This window comes from Streptomyces sp. KR55 (assembly GCF_052245645.1).
GTDB classification, from domain to species: Bacteria; Actinomycetota; Actinomycetes; order Streptomycetales; family Streptomycetaceae; genus Streptomyces; species Streptomyces flavusporus.
The window spans coordinates 1-11,793 of sequence record NZ_JBQQCE010000307.1 but is presented as its reverse complement, the minus strand read 5'-3'; the positions used below and the strand labels follow the sequence as shown (position 1 = coordinate 11,793).

General features: G+C 69.5%; 10 protein-coding genes. All 10 read left to right on the top strand.

All coding sequences use genetic code 11. The features are described from left to right. The first annotated feature begins 578 nt into the window (after nt 1-578). Nucleotides 579-1,667 carry a polyprenyl synthetase family protein gene (locus ACTWQJ_RS34475; RefSeq protein WP_443310404.1) on the top strand — a complete coding sequence of 363 codons (1,089 nt, stop codon included), beginning with the start codon at nt 579-581 and terminating at the stop codon, nt 1,665-1,667. Nucleotides 1,668-1,740: 73 nt separating this feature from the next. Beyond that, the gene (ubiG, locus tag ACTWQJ_RS34470) at nt 1,741-2,451 is read left to right on the top strand and encodes a bifunctional 2-polyprenyl-6-hydroxyphenol methylase/3-demethylubiquinol 3-O-methyltransferase UbiG (protein ID WP_443310403.1); all 711 of its coding nucleotides are present in this window, start codon (nt 1,741-1,743) and stop codon (nt 2,449-2,451) included. Beyond that, a complete protein-coding gene (locus tag ACTWQJ_RS34465; RefSeq protein ID WP_443310402.1) occupies nt 2,445-3,338 on the top strand; it encodes a 1,4-dihydroxy-2-naphthoate polyprenyltransferase in 894 nt (297 codons plus the stop codon). The genes ubiG and ACTWQJ_RS34465 overlap by 7 nt, the downstream gene beginning before the upstream one ends. Before the next feature lie 26 nt (nt 3,339-3,364). After that, complete coding sequence (locus tag ACTWQJ_RS34460) at nt 3,365-4,918, top strand: flavin-containing monooxygenase (RefSeq protein WP_443310401.1); 1,554 nt, start codon at nt 3,365-3,367, stop codon at nt 4,916-4,918. Further along, the gene (locus ACTWQJ_RS34455; RefSeq protein WP_443310400.1) at nt 4,905-5,339 is read left to right on the top strand and encodes a DUF2834 domain-containing protein; all 435 of its coding nucleotides are present in this window, start codon (nt 4,905-4,907) and stop codon (nt 5,337-5,339) included. Before ACTWQJ_RS34460 ends, ACTWQJ_RS34455 begins: the two co-directional genes overlap by 14 nt. Beyond that, the gene (gene shc, locus ACTWQJ_RS34450) at nt 5,336-7,222 is read left to right on the top strand and encodes a squalene--hopene cyclase (RefSeq protein WP_443310399.1); all 1,887 of its coding nucleotides are present in this window, start codon (nt 5,336-5,338) and stop codon (nt 7,220-7,222) included. The genes ACTWQJ_RS34455 and shc overlap by 4 nt, the downstream gene beginning before the upstream one ends. Next, nucleotides 7,219-8,634, top strand: coding sequence for an FAD-dependent oxidoreductase (locus ACTWQJ_RS34445; RefSeq protein WP_443310398.1), 1,416 nt, complete (start codon nt 7,219-7,221; stop codon nt 8,632-8,634). The genes shc and ACTWQJ_RS34445 overlap by 4 nt, the downstream gene beginning before the upstream one ends. Before the next feature lie 4 nt (nt 8,635-8,638). Beyond that, nucleotides 8,639-9,415: a 2,3-dihydro-2,3-dihydroxybenzoate dehydrogenase gene (locus tag ACTWQJ_RS34440; protein WP_443310397.1), complete on the top strand. Its 777-nt coding sequence runs from the start codon at nt 8,639-8,641 to the stop codon at nt 9,413-9,415. 49 nt (nt 9,416-9,464) lie between these two features. Continuing rightward, nucleotides 9,465-10,127 carry an isochorismatase family protein gene (locus ACTWQJ_RS34435; RefSeq protein WP_443310396.1) on the top strand — a complete coding sequence of 221 codons (663 nt, stop codon included), beginning with the start codon at nt 9,465-9,467 and terminating at the stop codon, nt 10,125-10,127. Continuing rightward, nucleotides 10,124-11,793, top strand: a 1,670-nt coding sequence (locus tag ACTWQJ_RS34430; protein ID WP_443310395.1) for a chorismate-binding protein, incomplete at its 3' end; no start/stop codon positions are given. The genes ACTWQJ_RS34435 and ACTWQJ_RS34430, both read left to right, overlap by 4 nt.

Here is an 11,793-nt window from a genome sequence, read left to right as displayed (position 1 = left end):
CGGCATGACCGCGAACGCCGACCACGTCGGTGCATTGAACATCCTCAACAGGGCCGGGCTGGCCCTCTGCGACGCTGCTTAGGCGGCGACGCAGGAAGCCCGCGCGTTCACGCGTGGGTGGAGTCACGTCACCAACTCCTTCTCGTTCTCAGCTGGAGTGCGTCCGCTCCCGGGCGAAGGGGTGAGGTCGGGGGAACAGCGGTGCGGGGAGGTCGCGCAGTGCCTCCACCGCGGCCGCGAGGAACACACTCGTGCCCTCTGGGCGTGATCGGCGGTGCCTCACTGTAGGGAGCGCATCGCGGAACGTCCACGCCGCGTTCCGGACACGCACTGTCCGCCACGCCGAGACGTGATGCACTGTGTGTGACATGAGTCACACTCAATGGTTGATCCGGGTTGCAGACCGTGCAGGTGGTTGAACCTTTCATCCCTTATGTCGGAATTTAGCGTGCGCTCGGTGAGAGTGGATCCGGAAATTCCCCCTCCCTTGTTGATTGACTGAATTTGCGCCCTGGTGTGGCTTGGCTGACGCCCTAGCCTGTTGGTGACCTTCAAGGGCACGGGGGAAGGAAGCCTGAATGAAGGACGCTTCAACTGTTGTCGGGAACCAATCTCCGCACGATGAAGCAATCGCTGAGGTCCGGGAACGACTCCAAGAAGATCTGTCCAGAGTCCGGAAATCGCTCTGCTCTCTTGTGGTTCCACCGAACCACCGGATTCAGGGCCCCATCATGTACGCCGTGGAGAATACGGGGCGTCTGCTGCGGCCCACTCTCGTACTGCTGTCCTCGTATCTGCTGGAGGACGGGTGGCAGGGAGTCACACCTCCGCATGTGATTGACGGAGCCGCTGCCGTCGAAATCCTGCATTTAGCCACCCTGTGTCATGACGATGTGATCGATGGTGCGCAGGTGCGGCGGGGGAGGCCCAGTGCGAACGCGAAATACGGTGAAGCCGTCGCGCTGCTCACCGGCGATTACCTGCTCGCGCGCTGTATGCAGACCGCCGCGTCCCTCGGCATGTCCCGTATGACGGCGATGGCGGACACGCTGATCGACGTGTGCGTGGGGCAGATGCTTGAGTCCAGCCAGCTCTACGATCCCTTTCGCACCGAAGAGGAGTACTTTGCCGCCATCTCGGGCAAGACCGCACGCCTCCTGCGGACGGCCGCCGCGATGGGCGCCCTGCAGTCGGGAGCGAGCGAGGACGCCCAGGCGGCACTGGAGAGCTTCGGGCACAACCTCGGCATGGCGTTCCAGATCTGGGACGACATCCTCGACATCTGCAGCCGGGAAACGGGAAAGCAAGCGGCGAAAGACATTCTCAACGGCGTGTACACACTCCCGGTGATCTACGCCGTCAAGGATTTCCGGGATCGCCTGCAATCCCTGCTGCGCCTGCAGCCGCTTTCCGGCGAACAGTGTCAGGAAGTGATTTCCCTGGTGCACGAGTCCGGTGCGATCGGCAGGGCCGCTGACGTGGCCCAGCGATATGTGTCGGATGCCCTGTACGCCGTGGAGTCCCATCCGGCCACCGCGCAACACGCCCCGGTCGTACGGCAGTGCCTGCGCGACCTCGTCGACACATTCGCGTCTCAGCATCCCGCCCTCCAGGTGCTGCGGGACACCGCGCAACCGACACCTGACGGCCTGCATTCGGCGACGTGACCGAAACCGCAATACACGGCTGGTCACAAGCCGGAAAGTGAACTGGACTCGGGTGTATTCCGGAGGGTGCTCTGTGCCAGCGCTGCGAAGCGATTTCATCACCGATTACGACGTTCTCGCCGACACATGGTGGGACCCCCGCGGGCCACTCGCCCCGCTGGGCTGGATCGCGCGTGCCCGCGCCGGCTTCGTCCCCGTTGCCGAGCACGAAGGGGCGCGGCTGCTGGATGTCGCCTGCGGGGGCGGGCTGTTCGGTCCCCACCTGGCCGGCAAGGGCTATCGCGTGGTCGGCGTGGACCTGTCGGCGCTGTCGCTGAACGAAGCGCGCAAGCACGGGTTCGACGAGGTCGTCCGGGCCGACATCGCCCGACTCCCGTTCGCCCAGGGGTCGTTCGATGTCGTCACGGCGGGGCAGTGCCTCGAACACGTACCGGACCCCTTCGCGGTGGTGAGGGAGGCATGCCGGGTGTTGCGCCCCGGGGGCACGCTGATCGTGGACACGATCGCCGACACCCGGCTGGCCCGGCTGGTCGCCATCACCCTGGCCGAGAACGCGCCCGTGCCCGGCCGGCCACCGCGCGGCACCCATGACCACCGACTCTTCGTCAACCGGGCGCGGCTGACCCGGACCGCGCGGTCGCAGGGGGTGGAGCTCAGACTGCTCGGCCTGCGTCCGCACCTTCGTGACGGGATGCGGTACCTCGCCGGGCGGCGCGAGGACGTTCGCATGATCCCCACCAGTTCCACCGGCGTTCTCTATCTCGGAGTAGGCAAGAAATGGTGACCAGTACTCAGTGGCCGGCCGGGAGCGCGGTGCGCACCTGGCTGGTCGGCGCCCGGTTGAAGACCCTGCCCGTCACCATGGCACCGATCGCGGTCGGCACGGCGATCGCCTCCTCGCTGGGCCACTTCAGCTGGTGGCGGGCCGCCCTGACCCTGTTGTTCGCGCTGGGCTTCGTCCTCGGCACGAACTTCTTCAACGACTACAGCGACGGGGTGCGGGGCGCCGACGACCACCGGGTGGGTCCCGTCCGGCTGGTCGGCTCCGGGCGGGCGTCACCCCGGCAGGTGCTGCGCTGCGGCCTGGTCCTGTACGGCGTGGCGGCCCTGGCCGGAGTGGTCATGGCGGTGACGGTCTCCTGGTGGCTGCTGGCGCTCGCGGTGGTGTGTGCGCTCGGGGGGTGGTTCTACACCGGCGGCTCCCGGCCGTACGGCTACCGCTCCATGGGCGATGCCGGCATCTTCCTCTTCCACGGGGTCATCGCCGTGTGCGCCACGGCGTACATCCAGCTCGGCCGGGTACCCCTGCTGGCCCTCGCCGCGTCCGTGTCCATCGGCCTGCTCGCCTGCGCGCTGCTGACGACGAACAACCTGCGCGACATACCCACTGACACGGCCGCCGGCAAGATCACCATCGCCGTGCGCCTAGGCGACCGGCGCACCCGCGTGTACTACGTGCTCTGCGTCGCCCTCGCCTTCGCGTCCGCACTGCTCCTGGCAGCCTCCCGCCCCGGGGCGCTGCTGGTGCTCGGCGCCGTCCCGTTCGCCGTCTTCCCGCTGCGCCGGGTGCTCGGCGGGGCGCGCGGCAGCGACCTGATACCGGCCCTCGAGCACACCTGCCTGCTGCTGCTCGCGTTCGGGACCCTCCTGGCGATCGGCCTGGCGCTGTGACCGGCCGGGGAAGGAGGGGAGTGCAGGTGACACCGGAGCATGAAGTGCTGGTGATCGGCGCCGGGTTCTCCGGGATCGGCACGGCGATCGGGCTGCTGCGGGCCGGCATCGACGACTTCGTGGTGCTGGACGAGCAGGACGATGTCGGCGGCTCCTGGCACGCCAACCGGTACCCCGGCATCGCCGTGGACATCAGTGCCTTCTCCTACTCCTTCACCTTCGAACCCTTCGCGTCCTGGTCGAGGGCCTTCCCTCCCGGCGAGGAACTCAAGGCCTACGCGGACCACTGCGTCCACAAGTACGGCCTGCGGCCCTATCTCCGCCTGAACGCCCGGGTCGTACGCGCCGAGTACCACGAGGCGGAGCACGTCTGGGAGGTCTTCCTGGCGGACGGAACCTCGATGACGACGCGGTTCGTCATCTGCGCCACCGGATGGCTCACCAAGCCGAAGGCACCCGACATCGAAGGATTCGACCGGTTCACGGGCGACGTGGTGCACACGGCTCGATGGGACCCGTCACTGGATCTCACCGGACGTCGCGTGGGCGTGATCGGCACCGGCGCATCGGCGATCCAACTGGTCCCCGAGATCGCCCCGTTGGTGCAGCAGCTCCACGTCTACCAGCGGACGCCCACCTGGGTCTTCCCGAAGCCGGACGTTCCGGTGCCGAGAGCCGTCCGCAAGGTGTTCGGAGCGGCTCCGTGGACTCAGCGCACCGTCCGGCTCCTCACGGACACCGTGACGGAACTCAGTTTCGTCATCGCCATGATCCACTACCGACGGTTCCCCTTCCTGGTGCGGGCCGGCGAAGCGGTCTCCCGGCTGTACCTGCGCAGCCAGGTCAAAGGCGACCGCGATCTGATGGACCGGCTCGCGCCCGCGTACCGACTGGGCTGCAAGCGGCCGTCCTTCGGCAAGGGCTACTGGCGCGCCTTCACCCGCGACAACGTCCAGCTCGTCACCGAACGCATCGAGCGCATCACCGAGACCGGGATCGGCATGGCGGACGGCGACGAGCAGAAGTTCGACGTGCTGATCCTCGCCACCGGGTTCCACGTCCTGGACAACCTGCCGCCCTTCCCTCTGCACGGGCTGGGCGGCCGGGAGTTGAAGGAGTTCTGGAGAGCGGAACGCTTCCAGACGTACGAGGGCAGTTCGGTCAAGGGTTTCCCGAACCTCTGGTTCATCGTCGGGCCGTACTCCTTCACCGGCGGATCCTGGTTCGGCATGATCGACTATCAGGTCACCCATGCCCTGCGGGTGATCGGAGAGGCCCGGCGACGGCGTGCCACACAGGCCGTCGTCCGGCCCGAGAAGCACGACAGGTCCTTTCACCGGGTGCTGCGCCGGCAGCGGAACACGGTGTTCCTCCATGGCAGTTGCCGCGGCACGCACAGCTACTACTTCGACGAGCGCGGCGACGCACCCGCCGTCCGCCCGTCGTCGACCTACGAGGCGGCCTGGCGAGCCAGGCACTTCGACCTCGACGACTACCGCTACGACCGGGCCGATCCGGTGCCGTCAGGTGACCGGACGGAGCCCGACCACTTCGGAGGCCGATGGCATGCGACTGGGTGATGTGCGGGGAAGGGACCGGGCACTGTGCACCCTCTACGGGCTGTTCGCCGTCGGCGGCGGCCTGGTCATGGGGACGTTGGCCATCGTCTTCGTCGTGCGCAACGCCGACGCGGGACCGCTCGGTGTCATCGAGAACTTCCTGCGCGACGCGACACGGAATCTGGCATCCCAGTTCATCTACGCGGACCTGGCGTTGATCTGGGCGGCGCTCGCGGCATTCATGATCATCGAGGCGCGCCGGCTCGGCATCCGCCACGTGTGGGCGTACATCGTCGGTGCCCCGGCGCTGGCGCTCGTGGTGAGTTTCTCCGTCTTCATGTACGTCCGCCAGCTGAAGATCGCGGCCATGAACGACGCACACGCCGAGCCCACATCCACCGCCATGACCACCCACGCGATGACGAGAGGGACCCAGCGATGACGACCACCGACGCCGGCGCGCTCGTCCCGGGAGTCGAGCGCTCCCTGGCCCTGGCCGTCCATGCGCTCCGCGAGCGCCAGGACCCCACCGGATACTGGAAGGGCGATTTCGAGACCAGCCTGATCGGTGAGTCCGGTGAGGTCATCCTGCGGCATTACCTGCGCCTGCCGAAGGACGAGACGGTGGCCGCCGCCGCGCGGACGATCCTCAGCGAGCAGACACCCACGGGCGGCTGGACGTCGTACCACCAGGGCCCTGACGAGCTGCTGCTCTCCGTCTTCTGCTACGTCGCCCTGCGCCTGGCCGGTCATGACCCCGACGAACCGGAGATGCGCGCGGCGGCCGCCTCGGTCCGTGGCAACGGCGGTATCGAGTCGGTCGACAACCTGATCATGTTGGCGTGGCTGGCCCTGATCGGGCTGTGGCCCTGGCGCGACATCCCGCTCATCCCGCCGGAGATCGTCCTGCTGCCCACCTGGTGCCCCGGGAACATCTACCAGATCGGCGCCGCCGCCCGCGGCATCGTCGTGGCCAACAGCCTGTTCATGGCACGCCGCCCCGTCGTCCCCGCAGGATTCGGCATACGCGAGCTGTTCGCCGAGCCCGGCGCCCGGCGGCTGCCGAGGTCCTTCGCGGTACGGTGCGCGACCACCCTGAGCCACTGGTACGCCCGCCATCCGATCGGTCCGCTGCGCCGCCGGGCGATCCGAAAGGAGTCGAGGTGGCTCATCCGCACCCAGGAGAAGGACGGCAGCTGGGGCGGAAACTGGCCGCAGACCGCCAACGTCGTCATGGGGCTGGACGCGATCGGTTTCCCCCAGGACCATCCGGTCATCACGGCGGCGATGGCCGGGCTCGACCGATACGTGGTCGAGAAGGACGGGCAGCGCCGCATCGAGATGTGGACCTCCGTGGTCATGGACACCGCCCTCGCGCTGTCCGCGAACGCCATGGCCGGCGGCCCCGAGGAGAAGGCCGCGGCCCAACCGGCGGTGCGCTGGCTGCTCGCCAACCAGGTCACCGAACTGGGTGACTGGGCGGTGCTGACCAAGAACCCCGTCCCCGGCGGCTGGCCGTACGAGTTCACCAACAACGCCAACCCCGACGCCGACGACACGGCGTTCGCCGTCGCCGCACTGCGCCGCGTCCACCCGCGCGGCACCGACCCGGCCGTCGACGCGGCGTGCGAGCGGGCCCGCCGGTGGCTGCTGTCCCAGCAGGGCGAGGACGGCGGCTGGGCAGCCTTCGAACCGCTGCGCTGGCGGCTGCCGGGACGCGACAAACTGGCCAGAATCGGATTCCTGGAGGCGCCGTCGGCCGACATCACCGGGCACGTCCTGGAGGCGCTGGGCGCCGACGGCCAGGCTCACACTCCCGCGGCCCGCCGCGGCATCGAATGGCTGCGCCGCACTCAGCAGCCGGACGGGTCGTGGCCCGGCTGGTGGGCCTGCTACCACCTGCACGGCACCAGCGCCGCCGTCACCGGCATGGCCGCGTGCGGGGTTCCGGGCAGCGACCCGGCGGTGACCCGGGCGTGTGACTGGATCGTCGCACACCAGCAGAGCGACGGAGGCTGGGGTGAGGACATCCGCGCGCTGCACGACCCGGCATGGATCGGGCGGGGCGACAGCACTCCCTCGCAGACGGCCTGGGCCCTGCTCGCGCTCATCGCCGGCGGCCGCGCCGACAGCGGGCCGGTGCGCACAGGCCTGGACTTTCTGATCCGCACCCAGCAGGCCGACGGCGACTGGGCCGAGCCCTGGCACACCTGGGTGGTGCACCACGACGGCCTGTACTGGCGCGACAGCCTGCTGCGCCTGATCTATCCCGTCATGGCGATGTCCGCCTACCGGGCCGCCGTCGACGGAACGGAGCTGCGATGACCGGCGTGACCGTGGTGGGAGGCGGCCTCGCCGGAATGACGGCGGCGTGGACGATCCGCGGCCTCGGGCTCCCGGTACGGCTGCTCGAAGCCGGGCCCGAGCTCGGCGGGATGGCCGGATCACGGGTGATCGACGGCCGGGTCGAGGACCACGGGGTGCACATCTTCCCCGCCTGGTACCGCAACACTCTGCGGCTCGTGGCGGAGCTCGGCATCGCGGGCAACCTGCGCGAGACCAAGAACTTCCACCAGTTGCTGCCGGGCGAGTTCCCCGCCTTCCGCACCGCGGTCACCCCGGCCGCCGATCGGCTGCTGTTCTACTACGGCGTGATCGACCTGCTCTCCCAGGAGTACGGTGCCCGCGACGAGTCCCTCCACGACTTCCTGCGCAGCCGCCGGTATCTGACCGAGGCGGCGATCGCCGACATCGAGCACCTCTTCGTCGCCTCGAGCGCGGCGGAGAGCGATGCTGTGTCGGCGGCGGGCTTCCGCGGCAGCATCGCAGCGTTCGCCCGGCACCCCGGCCGGGTGCGGATGCCGCGAGGCGACCTCCAGCAGTGGTTTATCGGCCCCTTCCGGCAGCGGCTGGAAGCCGACGGCGTGGAGGTGCGCACCGGGAGGGAACTGATCGAGGTGTCGGTGCACGGTGACCGGCTGCAGGCCCTCACCGTACGCGACGACGACGGCACCGCCGTGACCGAAGACGTCACCGGACATGTCGTCCTCGCCGTCCCGCACGGACGCCTGTCCGCCCTGGGCAGCGACCTCACCGGAGCACTTCGACCACCGTACGGCGTCGACGAGTTGACGTCCCGTCCGCTCGGAGCGCTGCACCTGTACCTGCGAAGGCGGCTGCCGGGACTGCCCGACGAGCACATCCGCCTGGTCGGATCGCCGCACGCGATCACGCTCATCGACGTGGGCCGGGCATGGGGACGACACCGCACCAGCGTGCTCAACTGCGTGGTCGGCCGTGTCGCCCGGCTCGCGGAACTGTCCGAGGCGGACGCGGTCAAAATTCTGGTGGACGAGCTCATGACCTTCCTTCCGGAGCTCACCTGGGACGACATCGAACACGTCTGCTACCAGCCGCACTTCGCGGCACCGTTCTTCGCTCCGGGCCCCGGATCGGGTCGCTACCGGCCGCAGAGCACCACCGCACTGGCCAACGTGCACATCGCCGGCGACTTCTGCGCGGCCCCGCCGGGCGTGGCCGGTATGGAGAGCGCGGTGCGGTCGGGCCTGGCGGCTGCCGAGTCGGTCCGCAGAGCACTGCGGCCCGAACTGCCCCCGGTTCGGATCGATCGCATCGGCGACATCAGCCCGTCGGCCGCCCGCGGTCTGCGGATGGCGCTCGCCCCCTTCGCCGCGGCCGTCCGGTCGCTGGCCGGCCGCACACGACGACGGAGGTGACCGCATGAACGGCAGGATCGCCCTCGTGACGGGTGCCGGGGGCGGCATCGGTACGGCCGTGGCCCGGCTGCTCGCCGAACAGGGCGCCACGGTCGTCGGCGTGGACCTGGACCGCGACCGGCTGTCCGCCACGGTCGAAAAGCTCACCGCCGACGGGCTGTCGGTGCAGGGCCGGCCGGCGGACGTCACGTCGTCCGCCGAGGTCGAGGCCGTGGTGGACGCCGTGGAACGGGAGTCGGGACCCATCGACTACCTGGTCAACGCCGCCGGGGTGCTGCGCCTCGCCGAGGCCGGACAGCTCAGCGACGAGGACTGGAACGCCACCTTCGCGGTCGACAGCACCGGCGTCTTCTACATGTCCCGGGCGGTCGTCAACCGCATGATTCCGCGTCGGCGCGGTGCCCTCGTCACCGTCGTGTCGAACGCGGCGGGCACCGCACGTACGCAGATGTCCGCGTACGCCGCGTCCAAGGCGGCGGCCACCGCCTTCACCAAGTGCCTGGGCCTGGAGGTCGCCCGGCACGACATCCGCTGCAACCTTGTCGCTCCCGGCTCCACGGACACCCCGATGCTGCACGGCATGCACGCCGACGGGGCCGCAATCGCCGCTTCCGTCGCCGGGAATCCGGCCGCGTACCGCACCGGCATCCCGCTGGGCAAAGTGGCACGTCCGCAGGACGTCGCCCACGCCGTCCGCTTCCTGCTGTCGGACGAGGCTGCCCACATCACGATGCACACGCTCACCGTCGACGGAGGGGCGACCCTGGGCGCTCCGACGTAGAGGACCCGCACCTCCCCCTCACGCACAGCACGAAAGGACGAACCACTGCATGTCCGGCATACCACCGATCGAGCCCTACCCGCTGCCGCTGCCGGACGACCTCCCCGCACCGGTCGTCGACTGGCGGGCCGACCCGCGGCGTGCCGTGCTGCTCGTCCACGACATGCAGGACTACTTCCTCAAACCGTTCCCGCAGGACTCCGCACCCCGCACCCCGCTCATCCGCAACGCGGCACTGCTGCGGCAGCGCTGCGCCGCCCTCGGCGTCCCGGTCGCCTACACCGCCCAGCCCGGTGGGATGACACCGCACCAGCGCGGCCTGCTGGCCGACTTCTGGGGACCCGGCATGCGCACAGCACCCGAACACCGCCGGATCGTCGCCGCCCTCCAACCCGCCCCCGACGACTGGACGTTCACGAAGTGGCGCTACAGCGCGTTCTTCAACACCGACCTGCTGGCACGGATACGGGCCACCGGCCGTGACCAACTCCTCCTGTGCGGCGTCTACGCGCACGTCGGCGTGCTGATGACCGCGATGGACGCGTTCAGCCACGACATCCAGCCGTTCCTGGTGGCCGATGCCGTCGCCGACTTCTCCGCCGAACACCACCGGCTGGCTCTCCAGTACGCCGCCCAGCGGTGTGCCGCCGTCGTCACCACGGCGGCCCTGTGCGACACCCTCATGGCGCCCGTGGCGGAGGAAACGCGGTGACCGGGAAACACCCACCCACGGCCGGGCCGGCCCGCACCCATGACGCCCGCGACCTCCTCGCCCGCGTCCTGGACGGCTCCGCGCCCGCCTTCGCCCTGCTGCACCGCCCGCAGGCCACCGGCCCGGAGACCATAGAGGTCCTGCTGACCGAAACGGCTCACTGCGCCGCCCTGGCCGACCTGCCGCTGCCGAGGGAAGCCGCCCCGGAAGGCGGCCACGAACTGCTCGCCCTGGTCCCGTACCGGCAGATCACCGAGCGCGGATTCACCGCCCACGACGACGGCGAGCCCCTGATCGCGATGACGGTCACCGCCCAGCAGACCCTGCCGCTCGCCGATGTCCGGCTGCGGCTGCCGAACGAGCCGGTCAAGATCGACCAGGACGGGTTCGACGTCTCCGACCAGGCGTACGCGGACACCGTGCGTCGCGTGATCGCCGACGAGATCGGCACCGGCCAAGGCGCGAACTTCGTGATCAAACGCACCTTCACGGCGTGGCTACCGGGCTTCTCGACTGCCGGAGCCCTCTCGATCTACCGCCGGCTGCTGGAGCGGGAAAGGGGCGCCTACTGGACGTTCCTCGTGCACACGGGCGACCGCGTCCTGGTGGGTGCGACCCCCGAGCGGCACGTCAGCGTGCGCGACGGCACGGCCGTCATGAACCCCATCAGCGGCACGTACTGCTATCCTCCCGGCGGCCCCACGCTCGACGGCGTGCTGTCCTTCCTGACGGACCGCAAGGAGACCGACGAGCTGTACATGGTGGTCGACGAGGAACTGAAGATGATGGCCCGGGTCTGCCCCTTCGGCGGACGCCTGACGGGCCCCTACCTCAAGGAGATGGCCCGCGTCGCACACACCGAGTACCTCATCGAGGGACACACCGACCGCGACGTACGCGACATCCTCCGGGAGACCCTGTTCGCCCCGACGGTGACCGGATCGCCGCTGGAGAACGCCACCAAGGTGATCAGCCGTCACGAGCCGATCGGGCGCGGCTACTACAGCGGGGTCGCCGCACTCATCGGTCGGGACGCGGGCGGCAACCGCACCCTGGATTCGTCCATCCTGATCCGCACGGCCGACATCACAGCGGACGGCCGCCTGCGGATCGGCGTGGGGGCAACCCTGGTGCGTCACTCCGACCCCGAGTCCGAGGCCCGAGAGACCCGGGCCAAGGTGTCGGGGCTGCTCGCCGCGCTCGCCGAGCCCGCACCCAGCCGCTTCGCCACCCATCCCGACGTCCAGGCCGCGCTGGCGGGCCGCAATGCCACCGTCGCGGAATTCTGGCTGGACGAGCCGGAGAACAGGGCCCATGTGTCGGCCGAGTTGACAGGACGCCGGGTGCTCGTCGTCGACGCCGAGGACACCTTCACGGCGATGCTCGCCCACCAGATCCGCTCCCTCGGGGTGGAGGCGACCGTGTGCCGGTTCGACGAGGACTACGACATGGCGGCGTACGACCTGCTGGTCCTGGGACCGGGACCGGGCGACCCGGGACAACTGGGGCACCCGAAGATCGCACATCTCAGGTCGACGATGTCCCGGCTCCTGGCCGCGAGGCACCCCTTCCTCGCGGTGTGCCTGAGCCATCAAGTGCTGAGCGCGCTGCTCGGCCTCTCTCTGGTGCAGCGCCGGATCCCCAACCAGGGTGTGCAGCGCGAGAT